We start from the raw sequence: 20,036 nt of genomic DNA on the forward strand, positions 1-20,036 counted from the left end.
TCGCCGCACCCGCCACCGTGACGACTCCGGCCGACCCCAGCCGGAGTCGTGATCAGCGGTGGGAAAAGGGGTTGGAGGCGGGACGGTCGGGCTGCTACTTTCCAGTCGACCGCGACGCTGTCTGAGGAGGTGGGACCCATGAACGCCGTATCGATGTGGGTGCTCCCCCTTGCCGTCACGGTCGGGCGATTGACGTAGGTGTCGCCGGGAGCGCCTCGACAACAGGCACTCCCGAAAGGCAACACCCATGCATTCTCCGCAGTTCACCGCCGAGTCGTCTTCGAACGGCATCGTCGAGCGCGACTTCACCGTGGACGGGGTCCCCGGAGTCCTCTGGTCGCCGGCCGCCGGCGCCGATCGCGCGCCCCTGGTCCTGATGGGCCACGGTGGGGGCGCCCACAAGAAGCACCGGGCGATGGTGGGCCGGGCACAGCTCCTCGTGGCCGGCTGCGGCTTCCACGTCGCCGTCCTCGACGCTCCCGGTCACGGCGACCGGCCGCGCACCGCGCACGACGAGCGGGACATCGCCGCGCTGCGCGAGGCGCAGGCGACCGGCGCGCCGGAAGCCCCGATCGTCGTCCCGTACAACGCCCGCCTGGCGGAGCTCGCCGTGCCCGAGTACCGGGCGACCCTCGACGCCCTTCAGGAACTCCCCGAGATCGGCGCCGATGGGCCGGTGGGCTACGTCGGCATCGCCATGGGCACCGCGATCGGGGTGCCGCTGGTGGCGGCCGAGCCCAGGATCACGGCCGCCGTCTTCGGCATGATGTGGGCCGACGCCCTGTGCGAGGCGGCGCGGCGGATCACCGTCCCGATCGAGTTCTCCATGCACTGGGACAGCGAGCGCGTCCCGCGCGCGACGAGCCTCGCGCTGTTCGACGCCTTCGCCTCGAAGGAGAAGACGCTGCACGCCATCGCCGGCGAGCACGTCGACCCCCGGCTGGAGGCCGACAGCGCGACCCGCTTCTTCGCCCGGCACCTCGGCCGGTCGGTCGCCTCGACGGCCTGAAGGTGAGCGGCAGCGGCGTCCGGCCCCCGCCCACCGGGCGCCGCTGCCGGGGCCCGGCCGTGAGGGGCCCGACGAGCCTTTGATGACGGCGCCTAGCCGGGGAGGAGTCCGATCAGGGCGTCGCGCAGTGCGGGGCGGCGGGTCTTCACGAAGCGGTGCAGGGTCCGGGAACCGAGGGCGACCCGCTGGGCGCTGCGTCGGCGTTCGGAGTCGTACGCGGACAGCGCGGCGGGCAACCCGGCCCTGCCGTGGGCGGCGACGGCGCGGGTGAGGGCCTCGGCGTCGAGGAGGGCGGTGCAGGCTCCCTGGCCGAGGTTGGGGGTCATGGCGTGGGCCGCGTCCCCGACGAGGGCGATGCGGCCGTCGGCGACGAAGCCGCGCAGCGCGGGGTACAGGTGGCGCAGCTCGTAGCGGATCCAGGTGTCCGGGTCGGTGGCGCCCAGAAGTGGTGGGATCGGGTCGTGCCACCCCGCGAACGCGTCCCGCAGTTCCTCCGCGGTGGTGGCGGCGGGAACGGCGGCGTACCAGTTGGTGCGGCCGGGCTCGACGGGGGTCACCCCGAAGAAGCGGCCGTCGCCCCAGGTCTCGCCGTACTCTTCCGTCTCGAAGTCGGCGATGCCGATCCAGGCCGCCGTGTCGAGGCTCCGCACCCGGTCGGGAGCGCCGAAGCGGACCGGGCGAGACGTGCGCACGGCGCTGTGGATGCCGTCGGCGCCGACGACGAGATCGGCGTCGAGCGCCGCCGGATCCTCGGTGAGCGGCTGCCCGTAGGAAGGGGCGGGGCCGCCGAGCCGGTCGAGTTCGGTCAGCAGCGCGTCGACCAAGTGCGGCCGGGACACGAGGAGTTCGGGGCGTCCGGCCTTGCGCTCGACCCGTTCGAGGGGAAGCGCGGCGAGCACCTTCCCGTCGGGGCGGCGGATCCGCGCGTGCCGGTACGGGACCGCGCGCGCCCGCAGCGCGTCCCCGAGGCCGAGCCGGTCGAGGGCGGCTTGGGCGGTGGGGTGGATCCCGAAGGCGGTGCCGTAGCGGTCGGGGGCGGGCCGGCGTTCGCGGACGGTGACGGCCCAGCCCGCGCGGCGCAGGCCGATCGCGGTGGCGAGTCCGGCGACGCCCGCTCCGATCACGACGGCGGTTCCCGGGTCCCCGGCTTCCTCGGCTCGTCGGCCCTCGTCGCCGCTCCCGCGTGAACCCCACCGTTCCATCGCGTTCTCCCGTCCCCTCGCATCACCACATCCGTGGTACCCCATCTGTGGTACCACGGGTGTGGTTATGCTGGCAATGTGAATCAGGATCGAAGGGATCGGCTCGGCGACGCGGCCGTGTCCGTACTGGCGGCGGCGGGTGCGCGCGGGCTCACCCACCGGGCCGTCGACACGGCCGCCGACGTACCGCCGGGCACCGCCAAGAACTACTTCCCGACCCGCGACGCGCTCCTGCGGGCCGTGGCCGAACGCTGCCTGGAGCAGTACCGCCAACGCACGGCCTCCCTCGCGGGCGCCGGACCGGGCCCGCGCGACCGGGACGCCCTGGCGACCTTCCTCGCCGCCCTGCTGCGGGACGTGGCCGGACCCGGCCGGGCGCGGATGCTCGCCTACCTGGAGCTGCAGACCGAGGCCGCCCGGCGGCCCTGGCTGGCCGCCCTGCTCGACCCGATCGGCGCCGGCGACTTCGCGGCGCACGGGCACCTCCTGGCCGGCGCGGGCCTGCCGGCGGACCCCGACCGGGTCCGCGCGCTCACCCTCGCCCTGCACGGGGCGCTCCTCCACCTCCTGGCCGGAGCGCCCACCACCCTCGCCGCCGCCGGCCTCGACGACCCGGACGCCTTCGCCCGGAACCTGTTGACCTCCCTCTGCCCGGAGGAGCCCCGATGAAGGAACAGCCGGACGTACCGGCCGACGTACGACCCGACGTACGACCTGCGCCGGGGCCCGACGCGCGACCCGACCGGCTCGACCGGGCCGTGGGGGCCGTGGTCGGTTCGGCGGTCGGCGACGCGCTCGGCGCGCCGTACGAGTTCGGCCCGGCGGGACAACTCGCCGCGCGGGGCGAGGAGATGCGCGGGGGCGGCGGCTGGGATCCGGGCGAGGCCACCGACGACACCCAGATGGCGGTCCTGGTCGGCGAATCGCTCCTGGACCACGGCGGGCTCGAACTCCCGGACATCTTCGAGCGGTTCCGCCGCTGGGCGGCCTCCGACCCCAAGGACATCGGCCTGCAGACCGAGGACGTCCTGACGAGCGGGGAGGCCTGGGACCTGGCCGCGGCCCTGCACTTCCAGGTCAACGCGCGCGCGGCGGGCAACGGTTCACTGATGCGGGCCGCCACCTCGGCGGTGTACTTCGCCGCCGCGGGCCGCGAGGCCACCATGGACGCCGCCCGCCGGATCGCGGCCCTCACCCACGGCGACCGGGCCGCCTGGGAAGGCACCGCCGTCCTGCACGAACTGGTCCGCGTGGCACTCGACGGGGACGACCCCCTGTCCGCCCTCCCCGCGACGCTGGAGGCGGTGCACCCGAAGCACCGCAAGCGCTACGCCCGTGTCCTGGACCCCGCCTGGCACCCGGACATGGCCACCGAGTTCAACGGGGCCGTGTGGCCCTGCCTGGGTTCGGCGGTGTGGGCGCTGCGGACCACCACCGAATTCGCGCGGGCCGTCCGGGCCGCCGTGGACCTCGGCGGGGACACCGACACCGTGGCCGCCGTGACCGGAACCCTCGCCGGGGCCGTGTACGGCCGCGCCGCCGTCCCCGAGCGGTGGACGGCCCCGCTGCACGTACCGCTGCCCGGCTCCGGTGGCCGGGTCCTCGACGCCGAGGACCTGCGGAGGCTGGCCGAGCGCCTCGCCGCGGGGTGAGGCGTGCTTGCACGCACGCCGCAGGGGTCGCCTCAGCCGCATCCGCAGCCCCCGCACCCACCGCAGCTCCCTCCCCCGCAGCCGCCGTCGCCGCCCCCGCACCCGCCGGCGGTCGCGGCCGCCCCGCCCTCGGCCCGACCGCGCCGCTGCTCCTCGCGCCTGCGGGCCTCCGCTTCCCGGCGCCGCTCGGCCGCCCGGGCCAGGCGGCTCGCGGTGGTGTCGCGGTGGGAGACCCCGGCCGGGTTCCACTGGTCGAAGCGGTGGCGGCGGCGCGGCAGGAGCGGGACCGCCGTCAGTGAGGAACCGATGTGGCGGCCCTCATGGACGGCGTATTCGAGGAGGACCTCGGCGCCCTCGCGGGGGACCCCGTACAGCACCGCCTCGAAGGGCTCGGCGCGCGCGTCGATGTCGTGGAGCCCGCGCGGGGGTCGCCCCGCGACGGCGCCCGCGCCGCCCGAGAGCAGCCGCACCTCGGTGAGGGTGTCCCGGCCGCCGGGCCGGAAGGCGACCAGCGGGCGCCCGGAGGTGGTGTCGGCGTCCGGGAGGATCCAGTGGTGCCCGGAGGGGGCGATCCGTATCCCGACGATCAGCGCGGGCTGCGGCCGGCCGCGCAACCTCCGGGCGGCCAGGGCGGCGGCCGACCCCCGGCCCAGCGCGGTCGTCCCCAGGACCAGCGGGAGCAGGGCGATCCGCTGCCCGTCGACGGCGTCGCCCGGGGCGCTCGCACCGAGGGCGGCGAGGAGGACCGGCACGGCGAAGAGGCAGAGCAGGGCGCCGAGCGGGATCCAGGGCAGTCCGCGCCGCCGGTGCCCGACGGGCAGCCGCTCCGGGAGCGGGAAGCGGGCCGGCCCGGCCGCCTCCAGCACCGGCCGTTCCTGGGCCCGGCGGGCCCGCAGCCGCAGCAGGGCTCCGGTCAACGCCCACAGGGACAGCCCGCACACCAGGAGCGCGCCGGTCCGCCCGGCGGTGTGCGGTGCGGTCCGGGCGGCGGGGGCGAGCGCGGCCTCCACCGCGAGCAGGGCGGCGGAGACCGCCGTCGCCGCGGGCAGGAGGCGGAACCACAGCGGCAGGGCGGCGAGCAGCACGGCGTCCGGGTAATACCGCCAGTCCGCGCCGCCCGCCGGACCCGCGCCCTCGTCCCCGAGGATCAGTACGAACGCGAGGACGACCAGGGCGCCGAGCACCCAACTCCCGCCGGCGGGCGCGAAGAAGAGCGGCGCCCGAGCCCGGGACCACCGTTCCGCGAGGGGAACTCCCCATGTCCGCAGGTCACTTGCCGGAGCCGTCCCGGTGGGAAGGTGCTTGGCGTAGGCGGTCACACGGACCAGTATGCGAGCGCTCAAGCCCCCGGGGAACGGGCCGTGCGCACCGCTTCACAGCGCACGGAGCGCCGCTTCCAGGTCGGAGCCGTAGGAGGCCCAACAGACCACCGAGCCATCGGTGTTCAGCTGACCCATGTACCACTCGTCCTCCTCCTGGACGAGGCACAGGTCGTGGAACGCGAGGATCACGGCGGGTCGCAGACGCGCGTACCCGGCCGCCGCACCCCCGGCCCCGGCCACGGCGGACTCGACGAGGACGATCCGGTCCGGCGACAGCACGGTCGCGCTCAGGTCCCGCGAGACGGACCGGATCCGCTCCACGGTCCACCCGGCGCGGAACAACTCGGGCGCCGGACCTCCGCGAGGGCGGAGTCCTCGGGCGTCACCGCCCGACGGCCGCGTCCCGCTGCCGACCCGCGAGGAGCCGCCCTTCGGCGTAGCCCAGGGCGGCGGCCGACAGCTCGGAGGGGCGGCCGCTGTGCAGGACGGTCAGTCCGCCCGTACGGGGCAGCCCCGGCTCGGGGGCGACGCCGATGCGGCGCAGGGCTTGGACGGCGACGGCCTCGGCGGATCCGTGGAAGATCGGCTCGGCTCCCCCGGTACGGGCGGCGAGGGCGGCCCGGATGACTTCCCGGACCAGCTCGTAGTGGGTGCAGCCGAGCACCACGTCGGTGACGTCCGGCGGGGTCAGCTCGGCGGCGGCGGCGACGGCCCGTACGACGGCGGCCTCGTCCCCGTACTCGACGGCGTCGGCGAGCCCCGGGCAGGGGACCTCGGTGACCCGGGCCCCGGCGGCGAACTCACGGATCAGCCCCCGCTGGTAGGGGCTGCCGGTGGTGGCGGGGGTGGCCCAGATCGCGATCCGGCCGCCGGCGGCCGCGGCGGGCTTGATCGCCGGGACGGTCCCGATGACGGGGACCCCGGGCTCCAGCTCGGCACGCAGGGTGTCCAGGGAGTGCACGGACGCGGTGTTGCAGGCCACGATCAGCGCGTCGGGGCGGAACGCGGCGGCGGCCCGTGCCACGACGCGGGCACGCTCGGTGAGATCGGCGGGCGTACGGGGCCCCCAGGGCATCCCGTCGGGGTCGGAGGACAGCAGCAGATCGGCGTCGGGCCGCAGCCGACGCGTGGCGGCGGCCGCCGCGAGGAGGCCGATTCCCGAGTCCATGAGGGCGATCTTCACCTGGTCACCTTAATCGACCGCCCCCCACCGACCTCCGCCGCCTCGCACCCGGCACGGACGTCGGCCCACGACGCAGGCGTCGAACGCGCACCCCGACACAGACCCACACGGCCCCGACCGGCCCGGACCCCGGACCCGAACCCCCGCCCCGAACCCCCGCCCGAGGCCCGTTTCGAACCCCGGCCCCGGACACGCGCCCCGGACGCGCGATGCGGACAGACACGCGGCCCGGACGCGCGACATGGCCCGCGGGCTTCGACACACTCCCCCCATGGGCCCCCTCCTGATCGCCGCCTGCGCCTCCCTCACCGCCTGGCTCTGGCTCGCCCTCGCCCAGGGGATGTTCTGGCGCACCGACGTCCGGCTCCCCCCGCGCACCGACCCCGCCCGCTGGCCGTCCGTGGCCGTCGTCGTCCCGGCCAGGGACGAGGCCGAGGTGCTCCCCCTCAGCCTCCCCTCGCTCCTCGCCCAGGACTACCCCGGCGCGGCCCGGGTGATCCTGGTCGACGACGGCAGCTCCGACGGCACCGCCGCGCTGGCCCGCCGCCTCGCCGCCGAGCGCCCCGGCCTGCCGCTGACGGTCGTCTCCCCGCCCGAGCCTCCCCCCGGTTGGACCGGGAAGCTGTGGGCCCTGCGCCACGGCATCGCCCACGCCCGTGACACCCGTACGACCGATGTCGGAGCCGGCCCCGGTGCCGGCCCCGAGTACCTCCTCCTCACCGACGCCGACATCGCCCACGCGCCCGACAGCCTCCGCGAGCTGGTCGCCGCCGCGACCTCCGCCGACCTCGACCTGGTCTCCCAGATGGCCCGGCTGCGCGTCGCGGGGTTCTGGGAGCGGCTCGTCGTCCCGGCGTTCGTCTACTTCTTCGCCCAGCTCTACCCCTTCCGCCGGATCAACAGCCCCGCCTCCCGGACCGCCGCCGCGGCGGGCGGCTGCGTACTGCTGCGCACCGATGCCGCCGTCCGCGCCGGGATCCCCGATTCCATCCGGCAGGCCGTCATCGACGACGTGTCCCTCGCGCGCGCCGTCCAGGACCACGGCGGCCGGATCTGGCTCGGGCTGGCGGAGCGGGCGGAGAGCGTGCGCCCGTACCCGGACCTGGCCGACCTCTGGCGGATGGTGTCGCGCAGCGCCTACGCCCAACTGCGCCACCGGCCGGTCCTGCTGGCGGGGACGGTGGCCGGGCTCGTCCTCGTGTACCTCGTGCCGCCGGCCGCGCTCGTCGCCGGGCTCGCGGCCGGCCGGCCCGCCCTCGCCTGGGCCGGCGGCCTCGCGTGGCTGCTGATGGCCGGCACGTACCTGCCGATGGTGCGCCACTACGGGCAGCCCGCCGCCCTGGCGCCGCTGCTCCCCCTGACCGCGCTGCTCTATCTCCTCATGACCGTCGACTCGGCCGTCCAGCACTACCGGGGGCGCGGGGCGGCCTGGAAGGGCCGGACATATGCCCGGCCCGGCGACGCGTGAAACGCGCCCCCACCCGCTGAAAGGGCGTCATCCGAGGTCACCGCGTTGTGACGCTGCGTCAGCGACACATGGGTGCAGGCACCATGTGGTGGGTACGAGTGGGAACAAGGCGGGGCGGAAGTGATGAATCGTGCACGTGAACGTCAAGTGAAAGCTGGGGCCCTGACCTGGGAATATGCAGGTCAGGGCGGTGTTGACGGCACCTCGCTATGGACCCCGTGAAGTCGTGGGCTTAACTTAGGTCCCATGACCTCCCCCCGCTCCACTTATGGCGGCGGTTACTACTCCGCGCCCTCCTTCACGGACACCCCCATCTACGACTCCCTCGTCGCCGAACGCGGCACTCCGCAGATCGCCCCGATCCGCGTCCCGGCCGCCTACGAGTCGCCCAGTGCCGGTTACTCGAGCGGTGGTTACCTGCCGGCCCTCGCCTCCTCCATGCCCGCCCTCCCGCCCGCGATGTCGCACCAGCAGGCCGCGCCGGCGTACGGGTACCCCCAGCAGCAGCAGGCGCCGCAGTACCAGCAGCAGCCGATGCCGCTGCAGCACGCGCCCGCGCCGTACATCCCGCAGCAGCAGCCGGTCGCGGTCCGCGGCGGGTACATGCCGCAGCCGCAGCCCCAGCAGCCCCGTCCGATGGCCGCGGGGACCGGCTACGAGGCCATGCGGCCGGCCGCCCCGCGCCCGGTCCAGACGGCCGCCGCGGTGCCCTCGTACGAGGACCCGTACGGCCGGCAGCAGTACCAGCAGGGGCGCGGCTACTGACGGTCGGGTCACGCCGAGGTCCCCGGGGGCGCGGGGACCTCGTCGACCGGATGCCGGAACCCGGATGCCGGAACCCGGGTGACGGAACCCGGGTGACGCAGGTCGGGTACCGGAAGTCGGGTGCCGGGTTCCGGGTGCCGGCAAAATGACCCCATGCCGAATCCGTACGTCCGGTCCCTCCACGTCCATCCCGTCAAGTCACTGACCGGGGTCGCCCCCGACGAGATGACCGTGGAGCCCTGGGGGCTGTCCGGGGACCGGCGCTGGGCGGTGGTCGACTCCGAGGGAGCGATCCTCACCCAACGCCAGGAGGCCCGCCTCGCGCTCGCCTCCGCGCGTCCGCTGGGGGGCGGGCGGATCGCCCTGTCGGGCCCCGGGATGGACGGGCTGATCGTGGAGGTGCCGGAGCCGGGGCCGCTGGAGCCGGTCGTCCTGTTCGGCAAGAAGGTCGAGACGGTGGTCGCCTCGCGCGCTGCCGCCGACTGGTTCAGCGCCTACCTCGGCAGAGGGGCGCGGCTGGTCCACCTCGACGACCCGGCGGTGCGCCGCCCCGTGGACCCGGACTACGCGCTGCCCGGCGAGACCGTCAGCCTCGCCGACGCCTATCCGCTGCTCCTGGCCTCCGCGGCCTCGCTCGACGCCCTCAACGCGTTGATCGCGCAGGGCGAGCATCCGGCGGAGGGCCCGCTGCCCATGAACCGGTTCCGCCCCAACCTCGTGGTGGGCGGGGAGGACCTCGCGGCCTGGGCCGAGGACGGCTGGCGGCGGATCGCGATCGGCGACGCCGTCTTCCGTGGGGTGCGCGAGTGCGGGCGCTGCATCGTGACCACCACCGACCAGCGGACGGCCGAACGCGGCCGCGAACCCCTCAAGACACTGGCCCGCCACCGCCGGATCGGCAAATCACTGGCCTTCGGTCGCCAAATGGTCCCGATCACCCTGGGGACGATCCGGGTGGGCGACGAGGTCCGCGTCCTGGAGTAGGGACTTCCCGGTCCCCTGGCCGCCAGTCTTCCTGTCTTCCTGTCTTCCTGTTTCTTCCCGAGGAGGCGGCATGAACGAACCCGACGGAGCGGGGCCCGGCTGGATCGAGGCCCCCGACCCGGGACGGCCGAACGGGGGCCGCACCTGCCCCCATGCGGCCGGAGCACCCCGCCCCCCGGCCACGGCCACGGCCACCGGTACGGCGGCGGGTTGCGCGGAGTGCCTGGCCTCGGGCGGGACCTGGGTACGGCTGCTGGTCTGCCTGAGCTGTGGGCACGTGGGCTGCTGCGACAGCTCGCGGGGCAAGCACGCCTGGGCCCACGCCGAACGCAGCGGTCACGTCCTGGCCCGTTCCGCCGAGGAAGGCGCGCGCTGGGCCTGGTGCTACGCCGACGAGCTCTACCTCGTCCCCGCGCCGCCCGCCGACCCCGTCTGACCCGTCTCACCCGTCTCACCCAACTGCCCCGAGCGACCCGCCTGCCCCGACCGACCCGAACGGAGGGTCTGGAGCACCTCGCGCGCGGCCCGGGTGCCCGAGGCGAGAGCCCCCTGGACCGAACCCGTCGCCCGGTGGTCCCCGCACAGGTGGACGCCCTCGGCGACGCGCGTCGGCCGGGTCAGCGGCCAGGGCGCGGGCATCGCCGGCAGTGCGCCGCGCACCGTGAGGGCGGCCACCGGCTCCCAGGCGCCCGCGTCCGTCCCGTACGCCTGCGACAGCGCCCCGAGCAGGGACCGACGCCGCTCGGGCGAGTCCTCGCCGAGCACCGACGTCGCCACCAGGGCGCGGCCGTCCGCCGCGTAGGTGGGCGCCACCTCGGTCAGGACGCACGTGTTGAGGAAGCTCCCGCGGGCGTCGAGCAGCAGCGTCGGTTCCCGAAGGGGCGAGCGCGGACAGGCGTGGTGGTACGTGGTGACGGTACGGGTCGGCGTGGCCGGACGCCCGGGGAGCAGCCGGGCGGCGGTGGCCGGGTCGGTGGCGACCACGACCGCGGACGCCTCGCGCTCGGTCCCGTCCGCCACCAGGACTCCCCCGTCGGTGAGCGCCGTGACGGGGGTGTCCAGTTCCAGGCAGCCGGGCGGGAGCCGCTCGGCGAGCTGCCGGGGCACGGCCCCGATGCCCTCGGCGGGCAGGGTCAGGGTTCCGCGCAGGAAACTGCGCCAGAACAGGTGGAAGACCCGGCTGGAGGTCTCCAGATCGTCTTCGAGGAAGACCCCGGCGAGGAAGGGCCGCAGAAACTCCTCCACCAGCGTTTCCGGCAGCCCCCAGGCGCGCAGCGCGGCCCGGGTGCTGGTGTCGGGCATCCGGCGCAGCAGGCCGGCGGGGAACAGCAGGTCGCGGGCGGTGAGCGCGCCAAGGGTGGCGGCCCCGGTCGGGGACAGGCGGCCTCCGGTGACCAGGGCGAGGGCGTCGGCGGGGCGCCGGGTGGGGTCGCCGTAGCGGATCCGTTCGCCGTCGGCCGTGTGCACCAGCGCGCCGGGGGTGAAGGGCCGCAGGCCGAGCCGGCGCAGCCGCACGCGGCGTTTGACCTGGGGGTAGGAGGTGTTGAAGACCTGGAAGCCGCGGTCGAGCCGGAAGCCGTCGCGGACGTCGGTGCGCATCCGGCCCCCCACCTGGTCGCCGGCCTCCAGGAGCGAGACCTCCACCCCGGCCGCCGCGAGGTCGGCGGCGCACGCCAGCCCGGCCAGACCGGCGCCGACCACGAGGACGGGGGCTCGCCGCCCCCTTCGGGACGTGTCCATGGGATTCCCTTCGTCGTGCTGCGCGCCTCTGGCCCGGCTCTTCCCAGTCTTGCTCCTGTCGTCCTCTTCGGCCGGGCACGGGCCGCCGGATGCGGCGAGGGTGGCCGGGAGGGAAGCGAAGCGCGGGAGGCGGACGTGACGGGGAAGGGGGACGTGGCGGGGGAACGGAGCAACACCTTCGAGGGGCTCCTGTCCCTCTGAGGAACCAACCGACGGGGCACGGCCGTTGGAACGGTCAGGACGTGGCGCCCTCTCTCCGGGAGACGAGCACCGGATCGGGTGATCCACGTCTCGCGCGTCCCGGAATGCGCGTCCCGCGCGCATGCGGGAGGCTGGGACGCACGGACAGCGGGAAAAGGCGGAGTGGGAACGGGCAGAGGCAGGGGGAGCCGGCCGTGTGGACAGCTATGGGTGTGTGGCGTTGGCGGCGCAATCCGCTGCGCCGTCGAACCGACCTCTTCGAGGCGTGGGTGGCCTTCGCCGCCTTGGCGTGCCTGCTGTTGCTCGCGCCCGCCGTGGGCTGTGTCTCCGGCCTGGCGGTGGACGGAACGCTCCAGAGGGCCGCGAGCGCACAGCAGCACGAGCGGCACCTCGTGCCGGCCGTGGTGGTGCGGCCGACGGCCGTGCCCGTGGCGGGGGCGGCCACCGATCCCTCCGCCCAGCGCCAGGCGCCGGAGCGGACGCAGATCGTGGCCTCCTGGACCGCGCCCGACGGCAGCAGCCACCAGGGGACGGTACCGGCGGCGGAGGAACCGCCCCACGCGGGTGACCGGTTCCGCATATGGACCGATACGCGGGGGCGGGTGGTCGGGCAGCCGCTGGACCCGTCCGCCGCCTCCTTCCACGCGGGGATGGTCGGACTGGCCGCGGCCCTGGGGGCGGCCGCGCTGGTGGAGATGCTGCGGCGGTTGGTCGTACGCCGGCTCATGCATCGGCGGTACATCCGTCTGGACCGCGCGTGGGCGGCGGCCGGGCCCGATTGGGGCCGGGCGGGCGCGGGCAACTGACCTGGCAACCCACCGGCCCCGCGCGCGCTACGGTGGGATCCGCAGGCCGTTCGGTCGCGTCGACCACTGGAGGGACTCCGGTCACTCGGGACGCGGGGGCCGCATCAGCAACATCCGCCGCTTCGGCAGCGCGAGTACGAGGGTGGGGGTACGACAGCACCATGGCTCAGGGCACGGTCCAGGTGACGCACGGCGGGGCCTCGCGGTGGCGGCGGCGCTCCGGTGAGTATCCGACGCTGGCCGCCGCGCTGGCCGCCGCGGGTGACGGTGACGTGCTGTCCGTCGCCCCCGGCACCTACCGGGAGAACCTGATCCTGCGGCACGCCGTCACCCTGCGCGGGCCCGAGGGCGCGGTGGCCGGTTCCGTGCGGATCGCCCCGTTGGACGGGGTCGCGCTGACGGTGCGGGCCTCGGCCGTGGTCCAGGACCTCTACCTGGAGGGGGCGGACCGGGCGGCGCCCGCGTTGCTCGTCGAGGACGGCTCCCCGGAGTTCACCGACCTGCGCGTGCTCACCCGGTCGGCCTCGGGCATCGAGGTGCGCGGCGGGGCCCGCCCGTTGGTGCGCCGGTGCACGGTGGAGAATCCGGCCGGAGTCGGGATCTCCGTCCTCGACGGCGGCGGCGGGGTCTTCGAGGAGTGCGAGGTGGTGGCCGCCGGCCAGGCGGGGGTCGCGGTGCGCGGCGGCGCGCACCCCAGGCTGGAGCGCTGCCGCATCCACCACGCCACGGGCGCGGGCATCTCGGTCACCGGGGAGGGTTCCGGGCTGGAGGCGCTGGGCTGCGAGGTGTACGAGATCAAGGGCACCGGTGTGCAGATCGCCGCCCGCGCCTCGGCCCGCCTCACCGACTGCTCGGTGCACCGCACCTCCGCCGACGGGGTCACCCTGGACACCGACGCGGTGCTGACCCTCGCGGGCTGCGACATCCACGACATCCCCGAGAACGCGATCGACCTGCGGTCCCGTTCGGTCCTCACGCTCAGCCGCACCACCGTCCGCCGCTTCGGGCGCAACGGCCTGTCGGTGTGGGATCCGGGGACCCGGGTCGATGCCGAGTCCTGCGAGATCCACGACAGCACGGGCGACTATCCGGCGGTGTGGATCAGCGACGGGGCCACCGCCTCCCTGGACTCCTGCCGCGTGCACGACGTGCCGGACGCACTGTTCGTACTGGACCGGGGTTCGCGCGCCGACGTGGTCGACAGCGACCTGTCCCAGGTCCGCAACACGGCCGTGTCCGTGAGCGACGGCGCCACCGCGCAGCTCGACGACTGCCGGATCCGCGAGGCCGGCACGGGGGCCTGGTTCCGGGACCACGGCAGCGGCGGCACCCTCGCCAACTGCACGATCGACAACGTGCAGACCGGGGTGATCGTCACGAAGGGCGCCGATCCCACGCTGGAGCGGTGCACGGTCACCTCCCCCGCCGAGGCCGGGTTCTACGTGTCGGCGGGCGGCCGGGGCACCTTCACGGCCTGCCGGGTGAGCGGCAGCTCCGGCTTCGGCTTCCACGTGATCGACGGTTGCCGCACCACCATCACCAAGTGTCACACCGAGCGTTGCGCGCGCGGTGGCTACGAGTTCGCCGAGGACGGCCCGCTCGCCGAAGGCTGCACGAGCGACGAGTCGGGTCCCCGACTGGCCGCCCGGGCGGGAGCCGCCGGGGGCGCGCCGGCCGGGGACCGCCCGGGGATCCGTACGGTGACGGCCGCGCAGGGCCCGGCCGGACCGCCTTCCGGGGTGCCCGCTCCCCGCGCCGCCACGCGGGAGGCGAACGGCCCGGCGGACACGTCCGCGGCCGCCGACACCGCCCGCGGTTCGGGCGAGGTCCTGGGGCACCTGGACGCGCTGGTCGGACTGGACAGCGTGAAGCGGGAGGTCCGGGCGCTCACCGACATGATCGAGGTCGGCCGCCGGCGTCAACAGGCGGGGCTCAAGGCGGCCTCGGTCCGCCGGCACCTGGTCTTCACGGGCTCGCCGGGCACGGGAAAGACCACCGTGGCCCGGTTGTACGGGGAGATCCTCGCCTCCCTCGGGGTGCTGGAGAGCGGGCACCTGGTCGAGGTGTCGCGCGTCGACCTGGTGGGCGAGCACATCGGTTCCACGGCGATCCGTACGCAGGAGGCCTTCGACCGGGCCCGGGGCGGAGTGCTGTTCATCGACGAGGCGTACGCGCTGGCGCCTGAGGACTCCGGGCGGGACTTCGGCCGGGAGGCCATCGACACCCTGGTGAAGCTGATGGAGGACCACCGGGACGCGGTGGTGGTGATCGTCGCCGGGTACACGGCGGAGATGGACCGGTTCCTGACCGTGAACCCGGGAGTGGCCTCCCGCTTCTCCCGCACCATCACCTTCGGCGACTACGGGCCCGGGGAACTGCTGCGGATCGTGGAGCAGCAGACGGAGGAGCACGAGTACCGGCTGGGCGAGGGCACGGTCGAGGCTCTGCTGACGTACTTCACGGAGCTTCCCAAGGGGCCGGCCTTCGGCAACGGCCGCACGGCGCGCCAGACCTTCGAGTCGATGGTGGAGCGGCACGCGGGCCGGGTCGCGCAGTTGGCCGAGCCGACCACGGACGACCTCACCCTGTTGTTCGCCGCGGACCTCCCGGACCTTCCGGCGCTCCCGGGGGTCGCGGTGTCGGCGGTGACCCCGGCGCCCTGCTGACCGCCCCTGCCGATCCGGGGGCGTTCCGGTGCGGACAACGGGCGCGAAGCCGGCTATGGTGACGCGGCACCGCCGTCCGTACGCACGCACGCCGCACCCCCAGGGGGTTCCACCATGACCCGCCGACTCCGCCCCGTCGGGCTGGACTTCGCCGACACCGCCCCGGTCCGTCTGGTCTACACCGCTCGCGCCTCGGCGACCCCGGAAGCCGTGTACCGGGCGCTCGCGGAGGAGGTGACGGGCTGGCCGGACTGGTTCCGGGCGGTGACCCTCGCTCGGCCGACCGGGGGCGGCGCGGGCCGGGAGGTCAAGCTGATGGGCGGGGTCCGGTTCCAGGAGACGATCATGGCCGCCGATCCGGGGCAGCGCTACGCGTACCGGGTCGACGAGACCAACGCGCCCGGCATGCGGGCCCTGTTGGAGGAGTGGCTGCTGACCCCGGTAGGGGGCGCCGACTCCCCTGCCACGCTGATCCGCTGGACCTTCGCCTGCGACGGCCCGACCGCCTTCCGCCTGGCCCTCACCGCCGCCCGCCCGGCCCTCGGCCACTCCTTCCGCACCGCCGTCCGCACCCTGGACACCCGCCTGACGACCCGCAGCGGCGGCTAGACGGCCTCGGCCGTCTCTGCCGCGCCGTCGGCGTAGCGTGGGGTGACTACTGCGAGTTGCCGCCCGTCCGGCCGGTGGGGCGGCTCCGGAGCCAGTACGAGCGCGCCGCGATGGTCAGGGTGACGCCGTAGACGGCGAAGGCGACCATCCCGATCCAACCGACCAACAGCGCGGCGCCCGGGGAGTGGAGGTCGCCGCGCCGTACGGTCACCGCGCCGACCGTGGCCAGGGCCAGGTATCCGATCCCCACGACGCCGTACGGGGCGAGCGTCGCGGCGCCGAGCAGAGCGGGGGCGAGCGGGAGCCACCGTGGCACCCGTCGGCCGCGCAGGAACAGCGTCCGGCGCGGGAAGACCTGCCCCCACGGACGGACCAGCCCCCAGAGCAGGAAGACGCCGAGCACGGCCAGCAGCGCGGTGGGGTCCAGACCCCAGGACTCCAGGGTGAGGAAGATCCCCGAGGCGCCGTTCCGCTCCGAGACCGCGAGCATCTCCGCGCCGCTGATCCCCGCGAACGTGCCGCCCGACGCCCAGACCAGCTTCATCACCGCGTACGGGACGAAGGCCAGTGTCCCCGCCCAGGCGGCGAGTTGCACGGGCCGCGGTGCGGCGGACGGCGCTCGGGCGGTGTCACCGGCGGGCAGGCGGTCGGACCGGGCCGTGGCCGCGAGCAGGACCGCCCCGACCGCCGCCAGGGCCTTGGTCACGGCGGCGGCCCGGCTGTCCACTCCCTGACCGAGCATCAGCGTGATCACGTCCATCAGCAGGCTGAACGCCGTGATCGCGGCGAGCCCGCACACCACCCGGAGCAGCACCCGTAGCGCCGGCAGCAGCCCGAACCGCACCACCGCCCCGCCGACCAGCGCCCCCAGGACACCGATCGCCACGACCGCCCACGCCGGCCCGGTGGCCCCGGGGCCACCACCGTGGGAGAGCAAGGGGGTTCCGTTCAGCGCGCACGTCAGGCCCCACCCGGCGTACAGCACCGCCCACAGCACCGTCGCCCCGGCCGCCCATCGCGGCCATCGCTGCCACCACGCGCTCCAGCGCGCCGTCATCGTCCGTCCGACACCGGTCATGTTCCGAACGTCGCATCGACCACGACGCGGTGGCATCGGCCGCCGGAACGATCCGCCTCCCCCGGCCGGGGGAGCCGGCCCGGCGCCCCGCCCCTCACGCCCCCGTCCTCACGCCCCCGGTTCGCGCCAGTCGCCCGTGGCCAGGAGGGTTTCGATGGTTCGGGCGTACGGGGCGATGTCCATGCCCTGCGCCGCGAGCCACTCGTCGGAGTAGTACTTGTCCAGGTAGCGGTCGCCCGGGTCGCACAGCAGGGTCACGACACTGCCCTTGCGGCCCTCCGCCACCATCTCCGAGATGATCTTCAGCGCGCTCCACACGCCCGTACCGGTGGAGCCGCCCGCCTTGCGCCCTATGGCCGACTCCAGAGCGCGGCAGGCCGCGACGCTCGCCGCGTCCGGGACCTTCATCATCCGGTCGATGGCGCCCGGGACGAAGCTCGGCTCCATCCGGGGGCGGCCGATGCCCTCGATGCGCGAGCCGCAGTCGCTGCTCGCGTGCGGGTCGTCGCGGGTCCAACCGTCGAAGAAACAGGAGTTCTCCGGGTCCGGGACACAGATGCGGGTGTCGTGCTGCATGTAGTGCACGTAGCGCGCGATCGTCGCGGAGGTGCCGCCGGTGCCCGCCGTCGCCACGATCCACGTGGGCTCCGGGTAACGCTCCAGGCGCAGTTGCTGGTACATCGACTCGGCGATGTTGTTGTTGCCGCGCCAGTCGGTGGCGCGCTCCGCGTAGGTGAACTGGTCCATGTAGTGGCCGCCGGTGCGGGCGGCCAGCTCGGCGGACTCCTCGTACATCTTCATCGAGTCGTCCACGAAGTGGCACTCTCCGCCGTGGAATTCGATGAGGCGGCACTTCTCCGGGCTGGTGGTCTTCGGCATGACGGCGATGAAGGGAACGCCGATCAGCTTGGCGAAGTAGGCCTCGGAGACGGCGGTCGAGCCGCTGGACGCCTCGATGACCGGGCGGCCGGGGCGGATCCAGCCGTTGCACAGCGCGTACAGGAAGAGGGAGCGGGCCAGGCGGTGCTTCAGGGAGCCCGTGGGGTGCGTGGACTCGTCCTTGAGGTAGAGGTCGATGCCCCACTCCTCGGGCAGCGGGAAGAGCAGCAGGTGGGTGTCGGCGGAGCGGTTGGCGTCGGCCTGGACCTTGCGGACGGCCTCCTTGAGCCAGGCGCGGTAGTCCGCGTCGCTGCGGTCCACGTCCACGGTGGTCAACGGCGCGGCCGCGACCTCGCCGGTCTTGCCGGTGCTACCGGTAGTGCTCATGCGCCTTGCTCCTCTGTCGGTTCCGCGACCCCCTGCTTTCGCAATGTACCCCCCTCACCTGCGCAAACAGTTCCTTTGGGTTTCTCCTCGGATCGCTTTCGGTCGCATTCGGTTGCAGGGTGCGTCACCGCGGGTGACCCTGGTGGAGTCTCACCGTGGGTGCAGCACCCGTAACACCGATGTCGGGGAGTCGCAGCCGTGATCAGTCATTCCCGCAGGCACTGCGTCGTGGAACTGCAGGCCCTGCCCGCCCGGATCGGCCAGATCCGCAGAATCGTCGCGGCGCAACTGCGCCACTGGCAGCTCGACCCGCTCATAGACCGGGCCGCGCTCGGGGTGACGGAGCTGCTCAGCAACGTCCACCGCCACGCGCGGCCCGACCAGGTGTGCACGGTCGAGATCGAACTCCGCCTCGGCCGCATCACCGTCTCCGTCCACGACGGGGATCCGCGGCTGCCCGTCCTGCGGGAGGCGCAGGCCGACGCGCTGGAGACCTCCGGGCGCGGGCTGGCCCTCGTCGCGGCGCTCAGCGAGGCCTGGGGGGTCCGGCCCCATCCGGACGGCCCCGGCAAGATCGTGTGGTTCTCGCTGCGGGCCGCCCCCGCCCCGGCGGCGCCGTGCCGTACGGTCCGCATCGGCGCGGAGGAGGAGTCCGTACGGAAGTCCCCGCACCCGGTGCTCGCCGCCGTGGACCCGCGGGCCGTCCCCGCAGGCGTGCCGGAGCCCGTCCCGGCCGGTGCCGGGCCCGGCTGACTTCCCCGGGCCCTCCACCCCGCCGCCGGGACCGCAGCCCTCAGGCAGCCGCCCCCAGGGCGCCGAGCGGGTCGTCCAGCACCGGCTGCCAGGCCAGTTCCGCCGCCCCCACCAGGCTGTTGTGGTCGAGGGTGCAGGGCAGGATCGGCACGCCCCCGCTGCGCCCCCACAGGCTGCGGTCCGCGACCACCGCGCGGAGCCGCTCCGGGTCGGCGTACAACAGCTCGCGGTGCAGTCCTCCGAGGATGATCCGGTCCGGGTTCAGGATGTTGACCAAGCCCGCGAGGCCGAGCCCCAGCCGGTCGATCAGCTCCTCGACGGCCGCCCGTACCGCCGGCTCGGCGGGTTCCTCGCGCAGCAGGTCACGGGCCTGCTGGAGCAGCGACACCTCGGGGCCGGGCGTGCGGCCCGCCGCGGTGAGGAAGGCCAGCGGGTCGGCCTCCACGTCCAGGCAGCCCCGGCCGCCGCAGTGGCAGGCCCGGCCCTCCGGGTTGACGGTGAGGTGGCCGACCTCCAGGGCCAGGCCCGCGCTCCCGCTGTGCAGCCGGCCGTCGAGCACCAGCGCCCCGCCCACCCCGCGGTGCCCGGTGGCCACGCACAGCAGGTGCTGCGCGCTGCGGCCCGCGCCGTGGCGGTGTTCGGCGAGCGCGGCCAGGTTCACGTCGTTGCCGGTCAGGGCCGGTCCGTCGATCCCGGCCTCCTTCACGCACCGCGCGAAGATGGCCCGTACCGGGGCGCCCGCCGGCCAGGCCAGGTGCAGCGGGTTGAGCGCCGTGCCCTCCGGCTCCGCGACCGCCGAGGGCACCGCGAGGCCGGCGCCGACGCAGCGACGCCCGGATTCCGCGAGGAGGGCGGCGCCCGCCCCGACGACGGCGCCCAGCACCTGCGCCGGATCGGCGGACACGGTGACCTTGCCGGGCGCGGTCGCCACGATCCGGCCTCCGAGGCCGACCAGCGCGGCCCTGAACCCGTCCGGGTGAACCTGCGCGGCCAGCGCCACCGGGCCGTTCTCGTCCACGGCGAGCCGGTGCGAGGGCCTGCCCTGCGTTCCGCCCGCGCCTCCGGGGCGGGAGTCCACCCGGATCAGGCCGAGCGCCTCCAGCTCGGCGGCGACGGCCCCGGCCGTGGCGCGGGTGACGCCCAGCTCCGCCGTGAGGACGGCGCGCGTCGGGGCCCGGCCGGTGTGGACGAGTTCCAGGGCCGGGCCGAGTGCGCCGCGACCCCGTTCCAGCTTGGTCCGCGTGGAGCCCGCGGGCCCACCGGACGGTGCGGACGCCGTGGTCACGTCCCCCACCCGCGGCGGGGCCCCGTTGCCGTTCATGACATGGATCC

Annotated in this window: 19 protein-coding genes; 11 read left to right on the plus strand and 8 right to left on the minus strand. The window is 75.0% G+C overall.

Annotation, left to right across the window (positions count from 1 at the left end; all coding sequences use genetic code 11):
• Positions 1–247: 247 nt before the first annotated feature.
• Positions 248–1,009: an alpha/beta hydrolase family protein gene (locus ACIOD1_RS12460; RefSeq protein ID WP_401901858.1), complete on the plus strand. Its 762-nt coding sequence runs from the start codon at positions 248–250 to the stop codon at positions 1,007–1,009.
• 92 nt (positions 1,010–1,101) lie between these two features.
• Here ACIOD1_RS12460 and ACIOD1_RS12465 read toward each other — a convergent pair whose 3' ends face one another.
• Entirely contained in the window at positions 1,102–2,211 is a 1,110-nt protein-coding gene (locus ACIOD1_RS12465; RefSeq protein ID WP_401901860.1) for an FAD-dependent oxidoreductase, read from the minus strand.
• A gap of 78 nt (positions 2,212–2,289) precedes the next feature.
• Between ACIOD1_RS12465 and ACIOD1_RS12470 the strand changes: the two genes are divergently transcribed.
• Positions 2,290–2,880: a TetR/AcrR family transcriptional regulator gene (locus ACIOD1_RS12470; protein WP_401901862.1), complete on the plus strand. Its 591-nt coding sequence runs from the start codon at positions 2,290–2,292 to the stop codon at positions 2,878–2,880.
• A complete protein-coding gene (locus ACIOD1_RS12475) occupies positions 2,877–3,863 on the plus strand; it encodes an ADP-ribosylglycohydrolase family protein (protein WP_401901863.1) in 987 nt (328 codons plus the stop codon). The genes ACIOD1_RS12470 and ACIOD1_RS12475 overlap by 4 nt, the downstream gene beginning before the upstream one ends.
• A gap of 32 nt (positions 3,864–3,895) precedes the next feature.
• Here ACIOD1_RS12475 and ACIOD1_RS12480 read toward each other — a convergent pair whose 3' ends face one another.
• From ACIOD1_RS12480 to ACIOD1_RS12490, 3 genes are read right to left on the minus strand one after another with little or no spacing between them, the layout of a single operon-like run.
• Positions 3,896–5,182 (minus strand): hypothetical protein, encoded by a 1,287-nt coding sequence (locus ACIOD1_RS12480; protein WP_365623629.1) that lies wholly within the window; start codon positions 5,180–5,182, stop codon positions 3,896–3,898.
• 54 nt (positions 5,183–5,236) lie between these two features.
• Positions 5,237–5,527 carry a hypothetical protein gene (locus tag ACIOD1_RS12485; RefSeq protein ID WP_401901865.1) on the minus strand — a complete coding sequence of 97 codons (291 nt, stop codon included), beginning with the start codon at positions 5,525–5,527 and terminating at the stop codon, positions 5,237–5,239.
• 40 nt (positions 5,528–5,567) lie between these two features.
• The gene (locus ACIOD1_RS12490; RefSeq protein WP_401901868.1) at positions 5,568–6,368 is read right to left on the minus strand and encodes a glutamate racemase; all 801 of its coding nucleotides are present in this window, start codon (positions 6,366–6,368) and stop codon (positions 5,568–5,570) included.
• Between the two features lie 271 nt (positions 6,369–6,639).
• Between ACIOD1_RS12490 and ACIOD1_RS12495 the strand changes: the two genes are divergently transcribed.
• The 4 genes from ACIOD1_RS12495 (at position 6,640) to ACIOD1_RS12510 (ending at position 10,021) form a co-directional block, all read left to right on the plus strand.
• Positions 6,640–7,836, plus strand: a complete 1,197-nt coding sequence (locus ACIOD1_RS12495) for a glycosyltransferase (RefSeq protein ID WP_401901871.1) — start codon at positions 6,640–6,642, stop codon at positions 7,834–7,836.
• A 246-nt stretch (positions 7,837–8,082) separates the two neighbouring features.
• Positions 8,083–8,601 carry a DUF6643 family protein gene (locus tag ACIOD1_RS12500; RefSeq protein WP_365623637.1) on the plus strand — a complete coding sequence of 173 codons (519 nt, stop codon included), beginning with the start codon at positions 8,083–8,085 and terminating at the stop codon, positions 8,599–8,601.
• A 153-nt stretch (positions 8,602–8,754) separates the two neighbouring features.
• Positions 8,755–9,585: an MOSC N-terminal beta barrel domain-containing protein gene (locus ACIOD1_RS12505; protein WP_365623639.1), complete on the plus strand. Its 831-nt coding sequence runs from the start codon at positions 8,755–8,757 to the stop codon at positions 9,583–9,585.
• A gap of 70 nt (positions 9,586–9,655) precedes the next feature.
• Positions 9,656–10,021, plus strand: coding sequence for a UBP-type zinc finger domain-containing protein (locus ACIOD1_RS12510; RefSeq protein ID WP_401901874.1), 366 nt, complete (start codon positions 9,656–9,658; stop codon positions 10,019–10,021).
• Here the strand turns inward: ACIOD1_RS12510 and ACIOD1_RS12515 are convergent.
• Complete coding sequence (locus ACIOD1_RS12515) at positions 9,985–11,325, minus strand: NAD(P)/FAD-dependent oxidoreductase (protein WP_401901877.1); 1,341 nt, start codon at positions 11,323–11,325, stop codon at positions 9,985–9,987. The genes ACIOD1_RS12510 and ACIOD1_RS12515 overlap by 37 nt on opposite strands.
• Positions 11,326–11,720: 395 nt before the next feature.
• On the opposite strand from ACIOD1_RS12515, the gene ACIOD1_RS12520 reads away from it, so the two are divergent.
• The 3 genes from ACIOD1_RS12520 to ACIOD1_RS12530 all read left to right on the plus strand — a co-directional run bounded on the left by ACIOD1_RS12520 (position 11,721) and on the right by ACIOD1_RS12530 (position 15,607).
• The gene (locus ACIOD1_RS12520; protein WP_365623645.1) at positions 11,721–12,332 is read left to right on the plus strand and encodes a hypothetical protein; all 612 of its coding nucleotides are present in this window, start codon (positions 11,721–11,723) and stop codon (positions 12,330–12,332) included.
• A gap of 161 nt (positions 12,333–12,493) precedes the next feature.
• Positions 12,494–14,998, plus strand: coding sequence for a right-handed parallel beta-helix repeat-containing protein (locus tag ACIOD1_RS12525; RefSeq protein WP_401901880.1), 2,505 nt, complete (start codon positions 12,494–12,496; stop codon positions 14,996–14,998).
• A 114-nt stretch (positions 14,999–15,112) separates the two neighbouring features.
• Positions 15,113–15,607, plus strand: coding sequence for an SRPBCC family protein (locus ACIOD1_RS12530; protein WP_401901883.1), 495 nt, complete (start codon positions 15,113–15,115; stop codon positions 15,605–15,607).
• Between the two features lie 46 nt (positions 15,608–15,653).
• Here ACIOD1_RS12530 and ACIOD1_RS12535 read toward each other — a convergent pair whose 3' ends face one another.
• Together ACIOD1_RS12535 and ACIOD1_RS12540 are read right to left on the minus strand one after the other, a co-directional pair.
• Entirely contained in the window at positions 15,654–16,685 is a 1,032-nt protein-coding gene (locus tag ACIOD1_RS12535) for a hypothetical protein (protein WP_401901885.1), read from the minus strand.
• Positions 16,686–16,793: 108 nt separating this feature from the next.
• Positions 16,794–17,951 (minus strand): PLP-dependent cysteine synthase family protein, encoded by a 1,158-nt coding sequence (locus tag ACIOD1_RS12540; protein WP_365623653.1) that lies wholly within the window; start codon positions 17,949–17,951, stop codon positions 16,794–16,796.
• A 198-nt stretch (positions 17,952–18,149) separates the two neighbouring features.
• On the opposite strand from ACIOD1_RS12540, the gene ACIOD1_RS12545 reads away from it, so the two are divergent.
• Positions 18,150–18,704: an ATP-binding protein gene (locus tag ACIOD1_RS12545; protein WP_401901888.1), complete on the plus strand. Its 555-nt coding sequence runs from the start codon at positions 18,150–18,152 to the stop codon at positions 18,702–18,704.
• Positions 18,705–18,744: 40 nt separating this feature from the next.
• Here the strand turns inward: ACIOD1_RS12545 and ACIOD1_RS12550 are convergent, their stop codons facing one another.
• Positions 18,745–20,025 (minus strand): ROK family protein, encoded by a 1,281-nt coding sequence (locus ACIOD1_RS12550; protein ID WP_401901891.1) that lies wholly within the window; start codon positions 20,023–20,025, stop codon positions 18,745–18,747.
• Positions 20,026–20,036: the final 11 nt, after the last annotated feature.

The organism is Streptomyces sp. NPDC088097, from assembly GCF_044741845.1.
GTDB lineage: Bacteria > Actinomycetota > Actinomycetes > Streptomycetales > Streptomycetaceae > Streptomyces.